The sequence below is a fragment of the Streptococcus periodonticum genome, assembly GCF_003963555.1.
Lineage (GTDB): Bacteria > Bacillota > Bacilli > Lactobacillales > Streptococcaceae > Streptococcus > Streptococcus anginosus.
Genome location: NZ_CP034543.1, coordinates 1,407,042 through 1,430,000 on the forward strand (window position 1 = coordinate 1,407,042; position 22,959 = coordinate 1,430,000).

General features: G+C 39.8%; 22 protein-coding genes and 1 pseudogene (1 of these 23 cut by a window edge). 4 read left to right on the forward strand and 19 right to left on the reverse strand.

What is annotated here, in order from left to right:
- Positions 1 to 179 precede the first annotated feature (179 nt).
- The 4 genes from EHW89_RS06865 to nrdR are packed head-to-tail and all read right to left on the reverse strand — an operon-like array spanning position 180 to position 3,412.
- On the reverse strand, positions 180 to 893 hold the full coding sequence (locus tag EHW89_RS06865) for an NADPH-dependent oxidoreductase (RefSeq protein WP_126467501.1): 714 nt from the start codon (positions 891 to 893) through the stop codon (positions 180 to 182).
- Entirely contained in the window at positions 890 to 1,789 is a 900-nt protein-coding gene (gene dnaI / locus EHW89_RS06870; RefSeq protein WP_021001977.1) for a primosomal protein DnaI, read from the reverse strand. The genes EHW89_RS06865 and dnaI overlap by 4 nt, the downstream gene beginning before the upstream one ends.
- The gene (locus EHW89_RS06875) at positions 1,790 to 2,938 is read right to left on the reverse strand and encodes a DNA helicase (RefSeq protein ID WP_126467503.1); all 1,149 of its coding nucleotides are present in this window, start codon (positions 2,936 to 2,938) and stop codon (positions 1,790 to 1,792) included. It lies immediately after the preceding gene.
- A complete protein-coding gene (gene nrdR / locus EHW89_RS06880; protein WP_022526962.1) occupies positions 2,939 to 3,412 on the reverse strand; it encodes a transcriptional regulator NrdR in 474 nt (157 codons plus the stop codon).
- Positions 3,413 to 3,577: 165 nt separating this feature from the next.
- On the opposite strand from nrdR, the gene EHW89_RS06885 reads away from it, so the two are divergent.
- Positions 3,578 to 4,207: a hypothetical protein gene (locus EHW89_RS06885; protein WP_022526963.1), complete on the forward strand. Its 630-nt coding sequence runs from the start codon at positions 3,578 to 3,580 to the stop codon at positions 4,205 to 4,207.
- A gap of 46 nt (positions 4,208 to 4,253) precedes the next feature.
- On the opposite strand, the gene EHW89_RS06890 is transcribed toward EHW89_RS06885, so the two are convergent.
- The 5 genes from EHW89_RS06890 to EHW89_RS06910 all read right to left on the reverse strand — a co-directional run bounded on the left by EHW89_RS06890 (position 4,254) and on the right by EHW89_RS06910 (position 10,237).
- Positions 4,254 to 5,069 carry an endonuclease/exonuclease/phosphatase family protein gene (locus EHW89_RS06890; RefSeq protein WP_057489789.1) on the reverse strand — a complete coding sequence of 272 codons (816 nt, stop codon included), beginning with the start codon at positions 5,067 to 5,069 and terminating at the stop codon, positions 4,254 to 4,256.
- Positions 5,070 to 5,085: 16 nt separating this feature from the next.
- Complete coding sequence (locus tag EHW89_RS06895) at positions 5,086 to 7,275, reverse strand: PTS transporter subunit IIBC (protein ID WP_106100732.1); 2,190 nt, start codon at positions 7,273 to 7,275, stop codon at positions 5,086 to 5,088.
- 211 nt (positions 7,276 to 7,486) lie between these two features.
- The gene (locus tag EHW89_RS06900) at positions 7,487 to 8,176 is read right to left on the reverse strand and encodes a response regulator transcription factor (protein ID WP_018543712.1); all 690 of its coding nucleotides are present in this window, start codon (positions 8,174 to 8,176) and stop codon (positions 7,487 to 7,489) included.
- A gap of 8 nt (positions 8,177 to 8,184) precedes the next feature.
- Positions 8,185 to 9,609, reverse strand: coding sequence for an NADP-dependent phosphogluconate dehydrogenase (gene gndA, locus EHW89_RS06905; RefSeq protein ID WP_126467505.1), 1,425 nt, complete (start codon positions 9,607 to 9,609; stop codon positions 8,185 to 8,187).
- Between the two features lie 91 nt (positions 9,610 to 9,700).
- Entirely contained in the window at positions 9,701 to 10,237 is a 537-nt protein-coding gene (locus tag EHW89_RS06910; protein WP_126468081.1) for a DUF177 domain-containing protein, read from the reverse strand.
- Between the two features lie 192 nt (positions 10,238 to 10,429).
- On the opposite strand from EHW89_RS06910, the gene EHW89_RS06915 reads away from it, so the two are divergent.
- Entirely contained in the window at positions 10,430 to 11,659 is a 1,230-nt protein-coding gene (locus EHW89_RS06915) for an MFS transporter (protein ID WP_126467507.1), read from the forward strand.
- A 97-nt stretch (positions 11,660 to 11,756) separates the two neighbouring features.
- Here the strand turns inward: EHW89_RS06915 and htpX are convergent, their stop codons facing one another.
- Together htpX and EHW89_RS06925 are read right to left on the reverse strand one after the other, a co-directional pair.
- Complete coding sequence (gene htpX / locus EHW89_RS06920) at positions 11,757 to 12,653, reverse strand: zinc metalloprotease HtpX (RefSeq protein ID WP_126467509.1); 897 nt, start codon at positions 12,651 to 12,653, stop codon at positions 11,757 to 11,759.
- 1 nt (position 12,654) lies between these two features.
- Complete coding sequence (locus EHW89_RS06925; protein ID WP_126467511.1) at positions 12,655 to 13,215, reverse strand: LemA family protein; 561 nt, start codon at positions 13,213 to 13,215, stop codon at positions 12,655 to 12,657.
- A gap of 147 nt (positions 13,216 to 13,362) precedes the next feature.
- On the opposite strand from EHW89_RS06925, the gene rsmG reads away from it, so the two are divergent.
- Positions 13,363 to 14,076: a 16S rRNA (guanine(527)-N(7))-methyltransferase RsmG gene (gene rsmG, locus EHW89_RS06930; RefSeq protein ID WP_126468083.1), complete on the forward strand. Its 714-nt coding sequence runs from the start codon at positions 13,363 to 13,365 to the stop codon at positions 14,074 to 14,076.
- Between the two features lie 38 nt (positions 14,077 to 14,114).
- Here rsmG and EHW89_RS06935 read toward each other — a convergent pair whose 3' ends face one another.
- The 7 genes from EHW89_RS06935 to EHW89_RS06965 all read right to left on the reverse strand — a co-directional run bounded on the left by EHW89_RS06935 (position 14,115) and on the right by EHW89_RS06965 (position 21,162).
- Positions 14,115 to 14,942: a glycosyltransferase family 8 protein gene (locus EHW89_RS06935; RefSeq protein WP_003038591.1), complete on the reverse strand. Its 828-nt coding sequence runs from the start codon at positions 14,940 to 14,942 to the stop codon at positions 14,115 to 14,117.
- Between the two features lie 21 nt (positions 14,943 to 14,963).
- Complete coding sequence (locus EHW89_RS06940; RefSeq protein WP_126467513.1) at positions 14,964 to 15,716, reverse strand: SDR family oxidoreductase; 753 nt, start codon at positions 15,714 to 15,716, stop codon at positions 14,964 to 14,966.
- 32 nt (positions 15,717 to 15,748) lie between these two features.
- A complete protein-coding gene (locus EHW89_RS06945) occupies positions 15,749 to 16,585 on the reverse strand; it encodes an energy-coupling factor transporter transmembrane component T family protein (RefSeq protein ID WP_126467515.1) in 837 nt (278 codons plus the stop codon).
- On the reverse strand, positions 16,578 to 18,257 hold the full coding sequence (locus EHW89_RS06950; protein WP_126467517.1) for an ABC transporter ATP-binding protein: 1,680 nt from the start codon (positions 18,255 to 18,257) through the stop codon (positions 16,578 to 16,580). Before EHW89_RS06950 ends, EHW89_RS06945 begins: the two co-directional genes overlap by 8 nt.
- 10 nt (positions 18,258 to 18,267) lie before the next feature.
- On the reverse strand, positions 18,268 to 19,029 hold the full coding sequence (locus EHW89_RS06955) for a nucleoside phosphorylase (protein WP_126467519.1): 762 nt from the start codon (positions 19,027 to 19,029) through the stop codon (positions 18,268 to 18,270).
- Between the two features lie 720 nt (positions 19,030 to 19,749).
- Positions 19,750 to 20,295 (reverse strand): ECF-type riboflavin transporter substrate-binding protein, encoded by a 546-nt coding sequence (locus EHW89_RS06960; RefSeq protein WP_126467521.1) that lies wholly within the window; start codon positions 20,293 to 20,295, stop codon positions 19,750 to 19,752.
- Positions 20,296 to 20,313: 18 nt separating this feature from the next.
- Positions 20,314 to 21,162 carry an SAM hydrolase/SAM-dependent halogenase family protein gene (locus tag EHW89_RS06965; protein WP_021001990.1) on the reverse strand — a complete coding sequence of 283 codons (849 nt, stop codon included), beginning with the start codon at positions 21,160 to 21,162 and terminating at the stop codon, positions 20,314 to 20,316.
- A 286-nt stretch (positions 21,163 to 21,448) separates the two neighbouring features.
- On the opposite strand from EHW89_RS06965, the gene EHW89_RS06970 reads away from it, so the two are divergent.
- Entirely contained in the window at positions 21,449 to 22,312 is an 864-nt protein-coding gene (locus EHW89_RS06970) for an IS982 family transposase (RefSeq protein ID WP_126467523.1), read from the forward strand.
- Positions 22,313 to 22,594: 282 nt separating this feature from the next.
- On the opposite strand, the pseudogene EHW89_RS06975 reads toward EHW89_RS06970, so the two are convergent.
- A pseudogene (locus EHW89_RS06975) lies at positions 22,595 to 22,959 on the reverse strand (IS1182 family transposase); it runs 1,128 nt beyond the window's last position.

Consider the following 22,959-nt stretch of genomic DNA (forward strand, 5'->3'; position numbering starts at 1 on the left):
AAACACTGCTAAGTGGTGTCTAATACGCTGATAAATCAACTTTTACACCCTTTTGGCGTCAAGTTTTACTTGACTTTATTTCCAACCTCGGAAGGTTTCCCAAACCTTTCGAGCTGTGCGGGCAAGCCAACAAAATCGAATTGTTTCGAAATGACCGATTTTGTCTCACTCCCTTTATTTTACAATAATTTCTTGTCTTGTAATAGATTCTGACTAGCAGGATTGGGCTTTTGAGCAAATTGATTCGTCAACCGTTCGCTCCACGTATCTGTTGCACGCTTCCCAGCATAGTCTGCCTGAACCTGATCATAAGCCTGAATAACAGACGTGTCCTGTTCTTGATAGTTTTCTTCAAAAACGACTGTTTCATACGGCAGGCGTGGTTTAACAGCATGGTGCTGATCCGGCTTTCCCAAAGCCATTCCAAAAATAGGGTATGTATAATCTGGTAAATTAAACAGCTCTGCTATTTCCCTAGAAGCATAGCGAATCAAGCCAATGATGACCCCGCCATATCCCAGACTTTCAGCCGCCAAAAGAATATTCTGCGCGACCAGACTAGCGTCAACAGAACTAATCAGAAGATTCTCCACTCCTTGTGAGTAAAAGGTATCCGTATGAAGTCGCACACCTTTCTCAGCTCGATTGAGGTCTCCGATAAAAAGAAGAAAAACAGACGACTGATGAATAGCCTCCTGAGGCACCAAATCAAACAAAGCTACTTTCTTTTCTTGACTGCGAACAACAATAATCGAATAAGATTGGAAATTCTTCCAGCTAGAGGCTGCTCGACCAGCATCAATAATCACCTTCAAATCCTCATCTGAAATCTGCTCATCTGTAAAACGACGAACAGAAGTATGCTTTTTCATCAACTCAATCGTTTCATTCATCGGCGATTTTCTCCTTCCAGACGAACTTCCTCTGCTAAGAATTTTATTCTTTCCATGACCCGACGAGCCTGCCAAGTTTCATCTCCGTTTTTGGATGTCGCAAAATGTCGTTCCAAATCCGCAAAATTAAAATTCGATGTAAAGAAAGTTGGTAAATTTTCCTGCATCCGATGCTGCAAAATAACCTGCAAAATCTCATCTCGCATCCACGGACTTGATTGCTCCGCACCAATATCATCCAAAATCAATACTTGCGCTACTTTTACTTCATCAATCTTTTCCTTAACGAGACCAGAAGAAATAGCATTTTTTACATCCAAAACAAAACTAGGATAATGAAGCAAGGTCGTGGAAACACTGCGTTTTTCCGACAAATCATGTGCTAAGGCTGCCATCATGTAACTTTTTCCCACGCCAAAATCACCATAAAGGTAAATCGCTTTTTTGTAGTTTGGATAATCTGCCACAAAATTCGTCAGCAACTCAAAAGCCTTATAACGACCAACATCGTCCAAATCCACTTTTGCCAAACTAGCTTCCTTGAGACTAGCCGGAAGACTAATTAAATTTAACCGTGCATTGATAGTTGCTTGTTTCTGCGCTTCGACTAGTTCTGGAGTTTCTTCATAAGAAACGTCTGCATACCCCTCATTCTTCACCAATATCGGCTTATAGCCTTTGGCAATATACGCTTTATCACCTAGCAAGAAACGGTTTCGCTCAGAAATATACTGATTAAACTTAGAAATGCTTCGTTTGATTTCAGCAGGTGTCAATCGCTCAGACTGGATAAAAGCCGCCACATCTGGATCGGCAACGATTTGTTTCACCAACTCTTCATAGTCAAATTGACGAGCTTGTTTCCTATGCGCCATCGTTTGTCCAACACTCTCCATCTAGTCACCTCCTTGGTCTAATTTCGCTAAAAGTTTTCTCTTTTGCTCCTCTAGCTCAGCCTGCTTTTCAGCACTGGTTTCGTTTTTATAATCAGGATTGCTCCAGTCGGGAACATTGCTCTTTGAAGTAGCCGTTTGATTTGCTTTTTTGCTTGGTTGTTGATTTCGTTCACGAATCCGCAAAACTGCTTCTTCTGCCGATGACACTTCCTGATATGAAAAGTCATTTGCTACTTTCAAAGCGTATTTTTCATTGAGATTAGCCGAATCCACTTTGTTAAAAGTCAACAGCAAAATCACATTGATCACTTCATCTAACAGTCCCAAATTTGCCAATTCTTGCAAACACTGACGTTCTCCTCGTGTGATTGTCGCATGCTTTGTTTTTTTGATTTCTGCCAAAAACTGCATGGCTGACTTACTCTTAGCCTCTCGAATAATCGTTTGTTCAGCATTAGAAAATCCACTTGCAGTAGGCTTTTGATTTAATTTTTGCTTCATTCGCTTGGTCGAAATCACATGACCGACAGCCGTTTCCTTAGCCAACAAATAGGTCTCATACCAAGTCCAATTTTGTTGCTCTGAAATAGCAAAGAGTACCAGCAAATCTTCTTTTTCGTTTTCAAAACGCAAGTTTTCTCGCGCCATCAATTGTTTGAAGTAATCCAATTCAAAATGATTCTGTTTTGATTGCGTCTCTGCCTTTGCATCTTCCACTTGAAAAATCTCTGACAGCTTCACACCTTGCTTCTCACCCTTTGGTTGACTAGGCAACAAAGCCTCTACCGCAGCTTCACCAATCTTCTTTTCTAACAGGCGCTTGTAAACAGGATTGCTTAAAAACTCACCAGATGATAATGTGGGCTGCAAATAGACCTGAAAATGATTCTCTGCATGATAAAGCTCTACTAACTGCATAGCAGACAACATTTCTAAACTTTTTTGCAAGTCATTCATCCCCAGATTGAGATGATTCAAAATGTGCCCAAAAGTATAAGATGATTTTCCATCGTCCCAAAAAGCAAGAAAATATTGATAGATAGAAGTCGCATCAAACCCTAGAATTGGCAAATACAGACGAATCAAATTGGTACTATCCTGACTAATCAGATTATTCTTCACAAAAGAAAATTGATCATTCGGTTTCATCTATTGTTCCTTTTTCTTTTTAGCTGTTTTTGTAATCTGTTTCAAGAGGTTTTCCAGCTCGCTCACATCTTTAAAGCTACGATAAACACTAGCAAAACGAACATAAGTAATTTCATCTAAATCCGCCAACTCTTCCATAACCAAACCACCGATATACTCGCTTGCGATCTCATTTTCATTACTACTGCGCACTTTTTGCTCAATTCGGCTAACAATTGCTTCAATCTCATCACTAGAAACAGGACGTTTTTGCGCCGAACGAATGATTCCATTAAAGATCTTATCTCTTGAAAATTGTTCCCGCGTGCCATCTTTTTTAACGACAACGAGCGTCCGTTCTTCTACACGTTCATAAGTCGTAAAGCGATACTGACATTCATCACACTCACGCCGACGACGGATTGTGTTGCCATCTTCTGCTTGCCGACTGTCAATAACACTTGATTTACTACCACCACACTTAGGACAACGCATCTGCTTCCCTCCTGAATTCTTAATACTTCATTATACCATGTTTTAAGAAATAACAAAAGATAGGAACTTCCTCACGAAAACATATAATAATCCGTTATCCTATTTACTTCTCTCAAGAAATTTTATATAATAATTGTAAACGTTATCACTTTAAGGAGAATTATGATGAAAAGATTTTTTTCTGTTGCCTTTTTTAAAGACAAAAAGAATATTGCTATTCTAGCTTTAATTGTTCTTTTGTTGGTTTCCTTTTCTACCAAAGGAAACCAGCGCGAAAATGGGGAAGAATATAAAGTACAGATTCAAAAATTAACAAAAAGCAATGAGGAAGTTACTAAAGATTACAAAGCATTAAAAAATGAGTTTGACTCCTACAAAAAAGAAAACGAGCAATATATTGCTCTAGGTAAAAAAGAGGAAAAAGCAAAGAAGGAAAAAGCAGCAGAGGAAAAGAAGAAAAAGGAAGAAGAGGCGAGAAAGAAAGCGGAAAAAGCTAAGCAAGAAAAAGAGACCGCAGAAAAAGTAGCAAAAGAACAAGAAATAGCTAGACAAGCAGAAGAAAAACGAAAACAAGAAGAAGCTGCGGCTGCTCAAGCGCAGCAACAACAAGAGGCTGCTACAGTACAAGAAGCTCAACAGCAGGAACGAACCGTTTATGTAGCTCGTAATGGAACTGCTGAGGTTTATTGGTACAGTATAGATAATATGCCACGCAATACACGGTTTGACAGAGTAGTCACCATGACTGAAGCCGATGCTATCAATGCTGGAAAACGCCACACCTCTAAAGAATGACAATCAAAAACGGGAAGTTTTATCTTGAACTTCCCGTTTTTGATTGTTAAAATGCAACTTCTGCTTCTAACCCAAAATGGTCACTAACGACAGGTGTTGCTTTGCCGTCAAAAACAACAGCAGATTTTTTAACGTTAAAATCTTTACTCGTAAAGATATAATCAATTTTTAGAGCATCCTTGTTTCCAGCCCAGCCGGCAATATCGCCTTCAACTGTTGCTGTACCAATGACTGTAGCCGCAACAACATGACTGTCTTGCAGAGCAAGCGGACTTTTTAGAATGTGCCGATAACCCTCATAACCGACGGGATTGTTAAAATCTCCCATCAATACTAGAGGCATATCGCGCCGCAACAATTCTTTTTCTACTTGTACCCATTCTTCTTGGAAGCCTTTGTCCCACCAAGAAAGATGACAGGAAGCCACCGTTACAAGCCGTCCATCTACTTCTGTTTCCGCCAAAAGTACTTTTCTAGTGTGATAATCCGTTGGATCGTTGGCATCTGAAACCAATAACTCACTTGGTTTCAACGGCTTTAAGGATAAAATAGCGACTCCCTCATGAAACCGATCAAAACCAATATGATTATAAGCCCAAGACCAATGATAAATAAGACCTTTCTCTATCAATCTCTCCACGAGACAATGCGCAAAGTGGTCTTTATGAATCGCAATGGCGCCATCTACCGCATGATAAAATGGAGCCTGAACAACCTGTTCAGACTCCATTTCTTGATTGACTTCCTGCAGGCAAATGACATCATATTTTTCTTGAAGAATCCGCTCAGCTAGTTGATCTAGCTTTTTTTCTTGCTCATCTTCCATCCAACTATGAGTATTTAAAGTCAGGAATTTTGCCATGATTTCTCTTTCCTATTTACAATTCTACTTTAGCAACCACTGTTTTCGCTGCTACTTTGCCGAATGTTTCAACAGTGACAGATTTAATAGCTTGTGCATTTGTGAAGACAACAACTGTTGAAGTTTCACGACCTGCCGCTTTGATAGCTTCTAAATCAGCTGTTACAAGAAGATCACCTGCTACTACTTTTTGACCTTCTGCAACATGTACTTCAAATGGTTTACCTTCAAGACTGACTGTATCAAGTCCGATATGAACAAGCACTTCAAGACCATTATCAGTCAAGAGACCAAGAGCGTGTTTTGTAGGGAAAATGCTTGTAATAGTACCTGCTACTGGTGAGTAGATATTGCCATTTTCAGGTTCAACTGCAAATCCGTCACCCATCATTTTTTGTGAGAAGACAGGATCTTTCACATCAGAGATAGCAATGACTTCACCGTCAGCAACCGTTTCAATTTCTTCTGTTACACCTTTGTAGCTCACTTCTGCTGCTTGTGAAGCTGTCATTTGACTCGGAAGAGTTTCGGGAATCACTTCACCTGAGTCAAGTAAGTCTTGAATATCAGATTTCAGAACGTCCGCTTTCGGACCATAAATGGCTTGAACACCTTGGCCTTTCATCACCAAGCCCATTGCTCCTTCAGCTTTCCATTGCTCTTCTGTACCAACTTTTTCTGCATCTTTAACAGTTACACGAAGACGTGTCATACATGCGTCAACATCAACAATGTTTGCACGTCCACCAAGAAGATTGATAATATTCACAGCTTGAGATGCTTCTGCTACTTTGCCACCAGCTGGGGCAGACGAAGGACTATCTTCTCCATCAGCTGTTTCATAGTTTCCGTTACGTCCTGGAGTTGCGTAGTTAAATTTCTTAATCATGAAGTTGGCAATAAAATACATTCCAACTGCAAAGAGCACTGTTACCCAAACAAAATTAATAATATCCATACCCAAACCAGCATTGATGGCTAGTGGAGTACGAGTCAGAAATTCGATTGAACCAAATGAGTGCATACGCAAGTGAACAACGTCAGCCATTGCAAAGGCTAACCCTTGCACAACAGCATACACCAAATAAAGAGGTGTTGCAACAAACATAAACATGTATTCAATTGGTTCTGTAACACCTGTTAAGAAAGTTGCAAGTCCTGTTGCAATCATCATCCCTTTGTATTTATGTTTCTTATCATCATCTACATTTCGATAAATTGCAAAGGCAACCCCCATCAAAATACCAAATGAACCAATCATTTGCCCAACTTTAAAACGAGCTGGAGTAATACTATTTAGAAGATGTTGATATTGGTCAGCGTGTGAACCTTTTAAATTAACAAGGTCTGTTACCCAAGCCAACCATAATGGATCTTGACCAAATACAGTCGTTCCTTTAGCAGCCCCTGTCAACACTTCATATGTCCCACCTAATTGAGTATAGTTGATTGGAATTGTCAACATATGGTGAAGTCCAAATGGTAAAAGAAGACGTTCTAAAGTACCAAACAAGAATGGTGCGAGAATTGGAGCTGTCTTTTGAGAGTTAGCAATCCAAATACCAAAATTGTTGATTCCAGTTTGAACAACTGGCCAAAATACTGCAAGAATCAAAGCCACAATTGTAGAACGCAAAATAACAACGAATGGCACAAACCGTTTACCATTAAAGAATGAAAGCGCATCTGGTAATTTACGGTAATTATAATATTTGTTGTAAGCAGTTGCTCCAACAAAACCGGCAATGATACCAACAAACACCCCCATATTAAGAGCAGGAGCTTCAAGTACACTTACAAAATAATCAGCCACCTTAATGGTTCCACCAAAGACAGTTTTTACAGTAGCTCCTTGTTTTGTAAGAAGGTCTGAAGTTACTCCAAAAAAGACCCCTGTAATACGGTTAATTAAAATAAATGAAAGTCCGGCCGCAAATGCACCACCAGCACGTTCCTTTGCCCAGCTACCTCCAATAGCTAATGCAAACAAAATGTGAAGGTTTCCGATAACTCCCCAACCAATTTGCTCAAGAATACCGCCTGTTGTAACAAGAGCAGCTACGTTTGGATTGATCATTGGAATTGACTTACCAATACTGATCATCAAACCAGCCGCGGGCATTACTGCGATAACGACCATCAGAGCTTTTCCGAATTTTTGCCAAAATTCGAAACTGAATATGTTTTTGAATGTCTCTTTCATCATTCATATCTCCTTATAAAATTTTCCGCAAGCGCTTTCCGCAAACGTTTGCATTTATTTGACTCTTTAATTATATCATATATTTCTATTTTGTAAAGCGTTTTTATATAATATTTTAAAAATTTTTCCTATTTCTTGCTTACAAATTGTAATAGACTAGGGAAATACGCCCATTAGAAAAGTGCAGAAAAACGATATTTCCTGCACCTCAGAGTTATTCTTGCATAGCATAACCAACACCACGCACGGTTTTTATATAACTTTTTTGCCCCGCTATATCAATTTTACTACGAAGATAGCGAATATAAACATCGACAACATTTGTTTCAACAGCTCCTTCGTATTTCCACACGCGTTCTAACAACTGTTCACGGCTTAAAGCCTGATGACTTCCCATCAATGTTGCTAATAAATCATACTCTCTTCGAGTCAAAGCAATCACTTCTTCACCTCGATAAACTGTATGATTTTGCACATCAATCCGAAGATTCCGATAAGATGTTGGAACTTTCATCTGACTACAATGCTGGTCAATAAAATCACGCCCACGAAAAATGGCAGAAATTTTTTCAACTAAGTCCGTCACAATGAATGGTTCTACCATGTAAGCAACAGCAAAGCGTTGGATTTCCTCAGTATATTGAAGAATATTATCACGATTATCCAATACAATGATGACCGAAGCAGGCTTTATCACACTTAATTGTGCGGCAAATTCTGTTCCTGTCATATCGTCAAGCATAAAATTCAACAGGAATAAATCGTATTGATTAGCTCTCGCAGACGCCAAAGCATCTTTTCCTGTTTCAAAAAGATCAACTCGATAACCTTCTTTTTGTAGCTCTAAGCCAATAAATTGCGCTAATTTTTTTTCTTTCTCAACTAATAAAATCCGCTTCGCCATAGCCTATCCTATTTTTCATCATACCAAGAATAGTGGTAAATTCCTTCTTTGTCCTTGCGCTCATACGTATGCGCACCAAAGTAATCGCGTTGCGCTTGAATTAAATTGGCTGGCAAGTTTTCTGCACGATAGCTATCAAAGTAAGCAATCGCACTAGAGAACGTTGGTACCGGCACACCTGCTTGAACAGCCAACGCCACTACATCACGAACAGCTTGTTGATATTTGGCAGTGACGTCCATAAAATATTCGTCAAGCAGTAAGTTTGCAAGATCTGGATTACGTCCGTATGCATCTGTAATTTTTTGCAAGAAACGAGCACGAATGATACAACCAGCACGCCAAATAGAGGCAATTTCACCAAACGGAAGATTCCAATCCTGTTCTTTAGATGCTACACGCAATTGTGAGAAACCTTGTGCATAAGACATAATTTTCGAGAAGTAGAGGGCTTGACGAATTTTTTCAATCAATTCAGCCTTGTCTCCTTCAAATTTAAATGCAGCTGGTTTTGGAAGAACCTTGCTTGCAGCCACACGTTCATCTTTATAAGCAGAAATATAGCGTGCAAAGACAGACTCTGTAATGAGCGGAAGCGGCACACCAAAGTCAAGAGCTGATTGACTCGTCCATTTACCAGTTCCTTTATTTCCAGCCGCATCCAAAATGTAATCAACGATTGGTCCATCTTGACCTTCATCATCTTTACGAGTCAAAATATCAGCAGTGATTTCAATCAGATAGCTATCCAACTCACCTTTATTCCATTCTGTAAAGATGTCAGCCATTTCTGCTGCTGAAAATCCAAGCAAGTGTTGCATTAAATCATAGCTTTCCGCAATCAATTGCATATCACCATATTCAATCCCATTGTGAACCATTTTTACATAATGACCTGCACCGTTTGGACCGATGTAAGTCACACATGGCGCACCGTCTTCTGGTGCTTTCGCTGAAATTTCTTCCAATACATCTGCTACTAATTCATAGGCTTCTTTTTGCCCACCAGGCATGATAGACGGTCCTTCAAGCGCACCTTTTTCACCACCGGATACACCTGTTCCGATGAAATTGATTCCTGAATTCGCCAATTCTTCTGAACGACGAATGGTGTCTTTATAAAAAGTATTTCCACCGTCAATCAAGATATCTCTCTTATCAAGGAAAGGTAAAAGTGCCTGAATCGTTGCATCAGTTCCTGGACCAGCTTTGACCATGAGCATGATACGACGTGGTTTTTCAATAGAATTTACAAAACTTTCCACATCATAACTTGGAACAAAGTTTTTTTCAGGGTGAGATGCAATCACATCTTCTGTTTTATTCGCTGAACGGTTGTAAATTGCTACTGTATAGCCACGAGATTCAATATTAAGGGCAAGGTTACGACCCATGACGGCCATACCAACAACACCAAAATTCGCTTTTGTCATTTTGTACTCCTCTTTTTAGTTTGTTTTATTTTATCATTTTTAAGCGTGAAAATAAAGGATTTGTTGTTAAAAGCCAATGTCGAAGACGGCTTCACTCCTCATCAAATAGACCTTGCAGGCTAGCAAAAGGACTGTTCTTCTCTTTTTGCTCTTGTTTACTTTGCTGATACTCTTCTTCGGTCATGACCTGCCAATCATTTCCTGAAGGCATGCTATCACTCGCTTTCTCCTCAGCTGTCAGCACTTTAAGAGGGATATGCAATAAAATATTATCTGCCACACTTTCAGCTAAATCAATTTCTTCATTTTCAATCGGCAACACCAAGTCATCCGCTATCAAATCCTGATCTACTTTTCCACTATGCGCATCGACAAAAACTTCATTCACCAAGTAGCTCTCTTTTTGCTCTACCGGCTCCATACTACGACTTGACGCCAGTGTAATGGTATAAGACAAATCATAATCTAAAAAGTAAAGACCGTCCTCATATTGCACTCTTCCACTTGCAAAAATATCTTGGACATTTAAAATTTCAGGATTGCGCACTTGCAATTCTTGTGTCAAATCAAATCCTTGCTCAAAAGCAAGACCATCTGGATTTTTACGAATTTCTTGAATATGTAACATCATTTCCTCATTTGTATTTAAATTTCTAATTTTATTATACCATTTTTGAGATAATAAATAGGACATAAAGTTTACTTGCAAGTTACTTTTCTATATCGTTCACTTACTTAGACTTTATTCCCACTTGCGAAAAGGCTATTGAATTTACTTTTTTGCTTGTTATAATCATTGCAACACACATAGGAGGTTATCATGAAACTTATTTTGAGAAATAAAGTATTTGCTTTTATTAGTCTGTCACGCATATTCAATATTTTGGGCTCTTCCATTTATAATATTGTTTTTGTAGTCTTTGCATCCAGTTTACCAAATCCTAAATTTGCTGTTGGAATTGCTAATTTTATCGTTCTCGTTCCAGTATTTTTCACTATCTTTGTGGGAATGAAAGCTGATCAAACAGCCCATAAAGCTCGTTGGCTCATTCACATGGGCTATCTCCAAGCCATGTTATTTGTCTTTGTGGCATTTCTAACTCGCTCAACTTCTTATCTAGCTTTTTCTGTCGTTTGTTTGCTAAATATCGTATCAGATATGATGAGTGATTATCGTAGTGGTCTGCAAATGCCTATTTTGAAAAAGAATCTAGCAGAGGAAGAGATGATGCCAGCTTTCTCCTTTATGCAACTAATTGCTTATCTCTGCAATCTTGCCGGACAAGCATTAGGAGTTTGGCTTCTTGCTGTCAGCAACCAACAATTTGCGTTGGTCGCCTTCATCAATGCCTTAGCTTTCCTACTTTCTTCCACTACTCTTTATTTTGTTCGTCATAAACTCACCCATGACCCAGTCAAAGAAAATGAAAATCCTCTTCCTCTCAAACAACAATTCCTAGAAATGTATCACAGCTCCAAACTAATTTTTGAACAAAACGGAGACAGCCATTTTTTGACTTTACTCTTTCAGATACTAATACTCAATGCACTCGGCGGCTCTATTATGGCCATTTACAATCTTTATTTATTGGATCATCCTTTATTTGGACTTCCTTTCAGTCAATCTCTTCTTATTTTTGAAACAACGATTATTTTAGGAGTTATCTCTGCCAGCCTGACTCCCAATGATTATTTTAGCAAACTTTCCGTCAATAAAATTGCTTTTTGGGCCACTTTATCCATTGCTCTAATTGGCTTCATAAATCTTCTCCAGCTACCTGTTTTCCTTACTATTTCTGCTGTTTTCTTTATCATGTATCTTTCCGGAAAAGTCAATCCCAAAATCAACAGCATGCTCCTCAGCAAACTTCCCTCAGATATCTTAGCACAGACTTCTAACTTTCTGAGTTTGCTGTTTAGTTTTTCTGTCCCATTTGGAACCATGATCTTTACCAGTCTCGCTATTTGGAATATGAAAGTCACTTGGATTGTGTTTACAATCTGTGGCGTGCTGTCTCTCTTACTCTCATTCCAAAAACAACATAGATAAAGCTATCGTAACTAAAATTTATATGGTGAAATACAAAAAAAGATTGGGACAGACAGTCATGATTGCGGCACAATCATAATAGTCTATCTCAACCTTTTTACATTTTTCTTAAGCGCTCCACTCGCTCTGAAATCGGCGGATGAGTGTAAAATAGCTTTTGAAGTCCACCTTCTTTTTTCGGATCATTGATATAGAGAGCTGCACTAGCGTCGTCTACTTTATGGTGCATCGGCTCGCTATTTTCTAATTTCAAGAGAGCGTTAATCATCCCTTGCGGATTGCGCGTTAATTCTACACTTGAAGCGTCTGCTAAAAATTCACGTTGACGAGAAATCGCCAACTGAACCAAAGTGGCTGCTAAAGGAGCCAAGATAATCGCAACAAGTGACAAAATCAGCATCAGAATTTCCAAACCACTATCATTATCTCGACTATTACGCCTGCGACTGCCACCTCCAAACCACATCATACGCCCAGCTAAGCTAGATAGCATGGTCACTGCACTAGCAAGTGCTACCGCAATCGTTGAAATCCGAATATCATAATTACGGATATGGCTCACTTCATGTCCAATAACCGCTTCCAGCTCTTCACGATTCATTAGATTTAACAGACCCGTTGTCGCAGCAACTGCTGCATTTTCGGGGTTTGAACCAGTTGCAAAAGCATTGGGCGATGAATCCTCTACAATATACACCCGTGGCATCGGAACTTGTGCTACCATTGCCATATCCTCTACCACATGATAAAGGTCAGGAGCTTCAGCTTCAGTGACTTGTCGCGCACCATTCATAGACATGACAACCTCAGTAGATTGGAAAATCATGCTAAAAGCATAAATACCACCAATGATAAAGGCAATCATCACTCCGCCGAGAGTTGAATCTAGCCATAAATAGCCGACTGCTGCTCCAATAATCGCTAACAAAGCAAAAAAAGCAATTAAGAGAACCCACGTTCGTCTTTTATTACTAGCAATTTGATCAAAGAGCATATTAGTCACCTAGACCGCTAAAATCAACTTTTGGTACAGATTTTTCTTCTTCTGGGACAGCTAAGAAATCTGCCGGCTTAAAGCTGAACATTCCAGCAATAATATTACTTGGAAATGTTTCCAGCTTCACATTGTAATTGCTTGTTACACTATTATAAAGTTGACGAGAATACGAAATTTTATTTTCAGTGTTAGTCAATTCTTCTTGCAATTTTACAAAGTTCGTACTTGCTTTCAATTCTGGGTAATTTTCTGCAACTGCAAAAATGCCAGAAATTTGACGCGTCAAGGCATCACTTGCTTTCATGGCTGCTGCTGGCGTTGTAGCAGCTGCCACTTGACGACGAAGCTCTGTTACTTTTTCAAGCGTTGATGCTTCATATTTAGCATATCCTTTGACCGTTTCAATCAAGTTTGGCAGCAAATCATTTCGACGTTTTAACTGAACATCAATTTGACTCCACGCTTCCTTGGTTTGCATACGACTTTTGACAAGACCATTGTAACTAGCAATCACAAACAATATCAGTACTACAACAATGGCTAAAATAATCATCCACATAGTCATTCTCCTTTAAATTTATTATAGACATTATACCAGAAAAATGAAAAGAATAAAAATTTAGACTTCTGTAGCAAGAGAAATTTTGAAGATTCTCTTCTGATTATCTGGTATAATAGAAATAAGAAATACAAATAAGGACAAATGATGACACCCGAAGAATTTTATGAACTCTTAAAACAGCAACAGATTGAACTCACAGACCGACAAAAGAAGCAATTTGAACACTATTTTGATCTGCTCGTTGAATGGAATGAAAACATCAATCTGACAGCTATTACTGACAAAAAGGAAGTCTATCTCAAGCATTTCTATGATTCCATTGCGCCAATTTTACAGGGACGGATTGAAAACAAAAGCATCAAACTATTGGATATTGGAGCAGGGGCAGGTTTTCCGAGTCTTCCGATGAAAATCCTCTATCCAGCATTAGATGTGACGATTATTGACTCTCTAAACAAGCGTATTCTGTTTTTAAATCACTTGGCTGACGAGTTAGGTTTGGAAAACGTTCATTTTTATCATGGTCGGGCAGAAGATTTTGCTCAAGATAAAGACTTCCGCGCCCAGTTTGATATTGTCACTGCACGCGCTGTTGCTCGTATGCAGGTCTTAGCCGAGCTGACCATTCCCTTTCTTAAAGTTGGCGGGCATCTTTTAGCGCTCAAAGCTAGCAATGCTCCTGAGGAATTAACAGAAGCAAAAACCGCGCTTAGCCTTCTTTTCAGCAAAGTCGAAAAAAACATTCATTACCAACTCCCCAATGGCGACCCGCGGTATATCACGGTTGTTGGCAAGAAAAAAGAAACTCCCAATAAATACCCACGCAAAGCAGGAATTCCTAATAAACGGCCGTTATAAAAAGAAAAACCAACCATTTTAATTGGTTGGTTTCGTTTTTATCTGCCAACTTTTCGGCTGCGATGTTGGTAATGCTTGTAAAGCGCGGCATAGCGTCCGTGGTATTCTTTCAGCCAAGGCTTATCTCGACCGCAAAAGTGAAGAAAAACGGTGTTCTCAATCACCCAATCCAAGTCCCACTCTCCTTTACTCCGAGCATAATATAGCACATTGTAGCGTGCATCATAGTTATACAATTCATCTGGAATCTGAATTGTCAAATGTCCATACAAAGCATTCAGCACATCTTGATCCGGTAAAAAGAGTTTAAAACTGTTTTGAGCAATGTAATCTAAAATAGCTTCACGCTTCACTTCTTTCCGAATGCTGGTCAAATTCATAAGTAAAACTCCTGAATTATAGTAACTTTCTGCCTCAAAATTCTGTAAACGCATCTTATTGACTAAATCTGTCATATTGGCATCTGATCCATGACTAGCCGCAGCGTATAAGGCATTCCCCATCTCTAGTTTGTAAAGAGGACAAATATCATTCAGACATAAAATATCTGCGTCTAGGTAAAGAATTCTGTCTAAGTTTTTAGGAAGGTATTCATGTGCCAGCAAGCGATAGTAGATTGTTTCTGGATACCGATCAGTGCTGGGGGCGTCCTCAAATGCTTTTTCCCCAATCACGACTGGTTCATAGATGATCCCTAGTGCCTCACAAAATTCCTCAATCTCCACATTCCTTTTTAACAATTTTTTTTGCAAAACAAACAAATGCAGCAAAGCTGACGGTGAATTTAGGTAAACGGAATACAAGGTTGTTTTAAATTGCTCGACATAGCGATCATCGATTGAAAACAAAAGGTTTATTTCTGTCATATTCTCCCCATTCTATCTCATCTATTCTTCTCGAAAAACAGGCTGCGCTCCAAACGTTTGTGAAACAGGCATGATTTCAATCCGGTTAATATTAACATGAGGAGGCTGTCCAACAATCCAAGCAACAGTATTGGCAATATCAACTGGCTGAATAGCATGAGCTCCCTCATACAATTTTCCAGCTCGTTGATCGTCCCCTTTAAATCGAACAGTTGAAAATTCTGTTCCCTCACAAAGACCGGGTTCAATGTTAGTAACACGAATATGATGCCCTGCCAAATCAGCACGTAAATTCAAAGAAAATTGCTTCACGAAAGCTTTACTAGCTCCATAGACGTTGGCACCTGGATAAGGAACCGTTCCAGCAGTCGAACCTAGATTGATAATCAATCCGCTATCTCGCTCTACCATTTGCGGTAGGATCTGACGTGTTAGATAAACCAAACCAATAATATTGGTCTGAATCATCGTCAGCCAATCTTGCATATCTGCCTCATAAGCCTTGTCTAAGCCCAATGCCAGGCCTGCATTGTTGACCAAAATATCAATCGTTCGCCAATCCTCTGGCAAACTTTCTAAGGCCTGATCCACGCTTTTTGTATCCGACACATCCACTTGAAGCGGATAAAAATTTTCAAGACCTAATTCCTGATGAAGTTGTGTCAGCTTTCCCAATCTTCTCGCTACTCCAATCACTCGGTGACCTTCTGCCACCAATCGACGACAAATAGCTTGACCAAAACCAGCTGAAGCTCCTGTTACCAATGCAATCATTTCCTTCCTCCTATGTACATTTCAATTCTCATTTATAGCCAAGGATTGTAAAAACGACCGTGATTGACAAAAAAGAGTAGGAAGCTCAGCAGTAAAAATAAAATAGCCAGCAAAATCACTTCAATATCCAACCTCTGAAAAGCCTGATAAGTGTACCAAGTCCGCTTTTTATTTTTACCAAAACGCCGCAATTCCATGGCTGTTGCAATCGTATCAATCCGCTCCAGTGAGCTAAAAATCAATGGAATAATGATTTGCAGGTTCCCTTTGATGCGCTGGCTTAATTTTGCTTTTTTGGACAATTCCAAGCCACGCGCTTCTTGCGACATTCTGATCAGGTAAAATTCCTCCTGCAGGTCAGGAATATAGCGCAGCGTCAAACTGACAGAATAGGCAATTTTATAAGGAATTCCGATTTGATTCATACTGGATGCAAACTGACTGGGATGAGTGGTCATCAGAAAAATAACCGCCAAAGGAATGGTACAGAGATATTTCAAGAACAGATTAAACAAATAAAAGATTTCCTGCGCAGTTACGGTATAACTGCCCAATCCACCGAACCACACTGTCTGTTGGCCGTAAATCTCCACTCCGTACTGAGGAGCAAACAGATAAACCATGATAAGATTCAAAGCGGCAAAAATACCTGCAAAAGCCAAAACAAACGATACATCTTTAAAATGAATGTTCGAAACTCTAAAAAGAAAGAGTGAGCCAATCGCAATGACCAACAGCAAGCGAGTATCGTAACTAATCATCGCTGCAGTTGATACCAAAATGAAAAACAGTAACTTACTCGCTCCGGATAGGCGATGCAAAAAGGTCGTTCCCGCATGGTAACCAATAAGTTTTTGCTGATTAAGCATGGCTTTCCTCCCTTTCTTGCATATAAAATTCTGTTAAAGCGAGCGGATCAACTTCCAATTTCTCAGCCAAGGAAAAGATAGACGTTTCCTTGAGGTTCGCTGCCTGAATCAAAGTCTTATCTGTCAAAACTTCGGCCGGTGTTTTGTCTGCCAAGATCTTTCCGTCTAACATCACAACCGCACGGTCAGAATAATCCAGCATCAGCTGCATATCATGTGTAATCATGATAATCGTATGCCCTTTTTGGTTCAATTCATCTAAGAAATTCATGATTTCTGTGTAATTGCGCTGATCTTGGCCAGCCGTTGGCTCATCTAAAAGGATAATCTCTGGATTTAACACTAAAATCGAAGCAATGGTCACCCGCTTCTTTTGCCCAAAAGACAGAGCAGAAATGGGCCACTGCCGAAATTCATATAAACCGCAGGTTTTTAGCGCAGCTAATACACGCTCTTTTATCTCATTTTCTGCAATCCCACGCAACTTCAAGCCTAAAGCAACCTCATCAAAAATCATGGTCGTAGAAATCATCTGATTTGGGTTTTGCAAAACGTAACCAATCCGTTCTGCCCGCTCTTTAATGGAGTCGCCTTTGATGTCTCTTCCCTGCCAAGTATAGCTTCCTTCTGTTGCGATAAACTGGCAGAGCGCTTTGGCTAACGTGGATTTTCCAGCACCGTTTTTCCCGACAATGGCAATTTTTTCGCCTTTAGAGATTGTAAAATCAATATCTTGTAAAACCTTTTTCTCACCGTAGGCAAACTGGACATTTTTCAACTCCAGCAAATCATCCTGTGCCTGTGATTTTTGAATAGAAACTTTTTCACCCAAAAACTGAACAGCGGAGACATCTATCTGAGCTAAATTTGCCAACTGTGCAGAATTTTCTAGCTGAAAACCAAGCTGACGCAAGGTGGTCAGATAAAGCGGCTCTCGAATCCCATTTTCGGCTAATAACTGCGTATGTAGCAGGTCATCAGGACTGCCGTTAAAGAGAATTTGTCCGTCATTGATGAGGACGATCCGATCAATAGACCGATACAGTACATCTTCCAGACGATGCTCGATAACAATCGTTGTCGTTCCTGCTTCCGCATGGATCTGATCAATCAGCTCAATCGTATCCTGTCCCGACTTCGGATCTAAATTTGCCAAAGGCTCATCAAAGAGCAAAATCGGACTTTCATCAATCAGCACCCCAGCCAAACTGACCCGCTGCTTCTGCCCACCAGATAAGTCTTGAGGACGTTGGTGTAACAGCGATAACAAATCCAATTTCTCTGCCCACAAATGAACCTTTTCTCTCATCGTTGGCAAATTAACCATGTCATTTTCCAAAGCAAAAGCCAAATCTTCCGCGACACTCAGCCCGATAAATTGACCGTCTGTGTCTTGCAAGACGGTACTGACAAGATTGGACAAGTCATAAATGCTGCTGCCAAACGCAGACTTACCTTGAATCCACAGATTCCCAGTCATTTCTCCATGATAAATAGTTGGAATAATGCCATTTAAGCATTGTCCAAGAGTGGACTTTCCCGAACCAGAAGGGCCGACTATCAAGACCTTTTCGCCCTCATAAATCGTCAAATCAACATTTTTCAAGGTTGGTTCTGTCTGCGCTTGATACTGAAAACTAAAGTTTTCAAATTGAATAATTGGTTTTTTCATAGCATGTTCTCTATAAAGCAAGGGCAATTTGCATTGCCAAGTTAGCCACTTTGTCTTTTTCATCTAGGTCTGCATGATTGGCTAAATTGCGCATATCCCAGGCTTCTTCTGACAAGTGATCCGCCGCATAAAAGAAATGGCAAACGGAAATCTCACGAAAAGCTGCCAAAGCTGCAACTGCTGAACATTCCATGTCTACACAAACAGCACCCATTTCTTTTCGCTTACGGAGTTTCGCAGCCGTTTCCCGATAAATGCCGTCTGTCGTCCAAACTTTTCCAACTGTATGAGAAATTCCTTTAGCAGCTAAAAATGACTGTAAAAAATCCCGCAAACCGACATTTACTTCTATCTCATCAGAAGCCGGCAGGTAATGATAACTGGTCCCTTCATCACGAATAGCCGCATGAGGAACAATGATAGACGTTTCCCTAATCGTTTCATCTAAAACACCACATGTTCCAAAAAGAACCAGCTTCTTCATTCCAAAGGCAATCAAATCTTCCAAAATAGCGATACAGGCAGCCGCCCCTACTGGTGAATTAAACACGGCGATTGCCTTACCTTTTATAACAACCTTGTAAATGGGAATCTCAATATTTGCCATGGAAGTGGAGGTCAATAACTCATGCTGAAAATCAGCCAGCATGCGCTTAAAGGTCTCACGGGCAAAGCAAGACACCACTATTTCTGGAAAATCTGGCAACGCCTCAACCAAATCTTCTGGATTGATAATCGCCTGACGGTTTTCATCAAATTCCTCTAAAATCATCCACTTCTCCTCTTGTACTTACTCATTCTATTGTAGCATAAAAGAAAATAAGATGAAAATCAATTTTGAAGTCCGCGAACACTGTCGCAAAATTAAATCTTGAACGTGAAAAAAATCTGACCAAACAAGAAGCGTTCAGCTTCCTGCCAAACCCTACACGGTTAATGAGAAAGTGCGACAATGGTTAAAATGCTCGACTCGATCGACGAAGCAAACCAAAACTCGTTGAGACTATCGACCCGGTCGACGGAGCAAACCCAAGCTCGTTTCTTCTGTCCGAGCCTCGGATAACATGAATCAAAATCAGTTTGCTTCGTCCGAGCCTCGGATGACATGCACCAAAACCAGTTTGCTCCGTCTGACCCTCGGACGATATGAACCAAAATCAGTTTGCTCCGTCTGAACCTCGGATGACATGAACCAAAATCAATTTGCTCCGTCTGAACCTCGGATGACATGAAGCAATACCAGTTTACTCCGTCTGAACCTCTGACAGCTTACCCAGACAATATTTTCCGTATTAGGTGCTTTCTTAAGCCTAAAAAGCAAATGAAAAGCTCAATCATAGGGCATTTTGCGATTATAAAGCAAGAAACTGAGGCAAAAATGCTCAGCTCCTTTGTTTATATAGTTTATATAGTCAGAATTATAAAACGCAGTGGTGAGAATAGGAAGAAACATTTTCAAACTTTCGCTCCATCTCACCCCCGCTTCATGTCACTAATCCTTTTTCAAACTTCCTGATTTGGTTTGCGTGCGGGCATAAGCCAGCAAAAGCGCTGTCCCTGCAATAGCAACGGTCAAACCATTAGAAATCGTTGCAACAAAGCCCTGTACAAACACCTTGTTTACAGGCTCATTGTAAATCAAAATATCACCAAGCGGCGCGATGACAATCCATACCACAGCATTAGCTAATAATTGAATCACATTGAACGATACAATATCTTTTGCATCAAAAATACCTTGCACAACACGGATTCTTTTCCGAAACAGTCCAACAATCAAGCCAAACAAACCGCTGGCAATCACCCATGACCACCAAGGATTTCCATATTGCAAAGAGTCCTTTAAGGCATGCCCGATGAAACCCGTTAAAAATCCAACAATCGGACCAAAAATCACGCTAAACAAGGCCTGCAAAGCATACTGCAATTGAATGCTGGTATTTGGCACAGGAGTTGGAATGCTAATCATTCCAATAACGACGAAGAGAGCTGCTCCAATCCCCGTTGCGACAACACTTCTTATTGAATTATTTTTCATAATAATCTCCTTTATTATTTATTTTTCAATCCGCTTGATTTCAATACTCCATTGCGCTCCGACTCCTACATTATAGGCCTTCGCAAAAGACCCCTGATTGATCGCCAGACCAACACGATAAAGAGAATTGATATACAAAATCGGCTGACCAATCCGTACATCCGCAAAAGATTTCCCATAAGTCACCTGGTTCTGATAGACCAGCATATCGTTATTATAAATCGTGACCTCAAACCGATTACCAAATTCAGGACTAAGAGTATAAAATTCCTCACGTGTAATAGACGTCCATAGCGAACCAAAACGAACATCTAAAATATCAATAGCCCCACTAACAAAATCATTCCCAATTGTCGTTTCCACAACAGGAATTTCTACAATTTCATCTATACTTAATTCTGGGCCCACTTCTTCAAAAGTAATGTGTCCGCTTGCTAACTTCGCACCAGTATAAGCATAAACATCACGACCATGAAACGTATAAGAATGCTCCGTATTTTTTCGGCGATTTTCCACCTCCGAAATCTCACGAATCGCTAGAATTCCCACATGTTTCTTGATAAAAGAAAGTGTCCCGTTATTTGGCGTGACAATATACTGATTTTGTACAGTTTTGGCAACCACGCTTTTCCGCTTCGAACCAACGCCTGGATCCACAACGGAGACAAACGTTGTCCCTTCCGGCCAATAATTCACCGTTTGAAACAAACGATAGCTTCCCTCAAAAATATTATAAGGCGTAATATCATGAGTCAAATGATGTATTTTTAACGTTGGGGATTCCTCTAAGGCCACACCGACCATTGCCGATACAGCCCCATCTACCAAACCAAAATCTGACTGTAATACCAGTAAATTATTCTGCATTTTCTCTCCTTTATTACACCTATATCATAACATAAATTAAATTTCTTATCCATATCTATTTTTTATCACGTTGATAAATACTCTCTATAGCTATTTGCCCATATCCCCCAATAACTAAATACCGAATAGCTACTTTAACAAAAAATGTCATTCTAATTCAAAGTTGGAACAAATCTCTAATATTAAAAAATAACATTAACCCGTGGTGCTAGTTAACCTCAAAACAACAATAAAAAGCCCAAAAGGACTATACTGTAAGTGACGAAACAAACAGGAGGTTATCCAAATGAGCCACTTACAGTATACCGCTAAATCCCATCATTTACAATGGAATATGAAGCAATTATCAAAAATTTGTCATCAGCTTTATCGGGATTATTGCCCTGATTCATTGAAACATCGTCATAATGTCAGCCTGTCAAAAGTTTCGGATGAATCTCTATTAGTCTTACTGCTCTTGCAAGCTGAACTAGGAATCAAATCTCAACGTCATTTTCACCGAATCTGCCAACTATTTCCCTATGGCCGACTGCTGGAAAGAAGTCGCTTCAATCGTCGTTCAAGGCAGTTGATTTGGTTGCTACAACTCATTCGACAGGCGATGAATAACCAAATCTCCTCCGATACGATTGCCATCGTAGACAGTTTTCCCCTACCACTTTGTCAGTCTGTTCGTAACCATAGAGCAAGTATTTTCGAAGGATTGGCAGACATTGGCTACAATGCGTCAAAACACTTATGGTTCTATGGTTTCAAAGTTCACATACTCGTTACCTTATCTGGTCATATTCTGAGCTATGTTATCACGCCGGCTGCTGTTCATGATATCAAAGTGGTGGAGGATTTATTGGAAGGCTGCCAACAATCTGTGATTTTAGCAGATTTAGGGTATCTCAGCCAGGCTCTTAAAGATCGGTTGAAACAGAGAGAGTATCACTTATGGACGCCCTTACGTCAGAATATGGGAAGCGCGAGCCAGCATAACAACTGGAGATTATTGGCTATGAGGCGAACCATTGAAACGCGCTTTTCTGAGTTATGGGCTCTCTTTGATATGGAACACACCTTTGCCAGAGGAGTAGCTGGACTACAACTGAGGATTGAACAAATCCTATTGACTTATAATTTGAGCTATTTTGAACTTAACTAGCACCACGGGTAACATTACTATTAAAATATAATAATTTCTAACATAATATTTATAAAATTTCAGATCTCTCCAGAATGTAACATATGATTCAAGAAATTGATAACAAATCAGCCAGCGACATTTGAATATAAAAAAGAAAAGCAAATTGTTTCACCTCTATTTCAATATTCGCTGGCATCTCCCCGCTACAATTATATTGAACAAAAAGAAAAAGAGCCTGAGACAAAAGTGTTTTAACTCACTCTAACAATCAGAGTTCCGTTCGCTAATAGTCTCTGCTTTTTAGTTTTTAGTTAATTTCTTGTTATATTTCAGTAGGTTATTGACCATGAGAACCAAGCCCATGTCAATTTTAACCTGACGTCTGCCTCTGAGATTACATCGTTTGTACCCCAAACAAGCCTTTATCTGACCAAAGACAGGTTCCACATCAACTTTACGTTGGGCAAACATCCGACTGCCTTCGTCAGATAAAAGCGCTTGGCTTTCTTTTCGTTTTAAGACTTGATATCGCTCATTGACGTAAAGTCCCTTTTGCGGAGCCAAGTCAGGTTGTTCTGCCTTATAAACCCTGATTTCCTGCTTGAAACCTGTCGTGGTATGGCTGTGTTTGAGATGGTCAAACTGGTATACCCAACCCTCTAGAT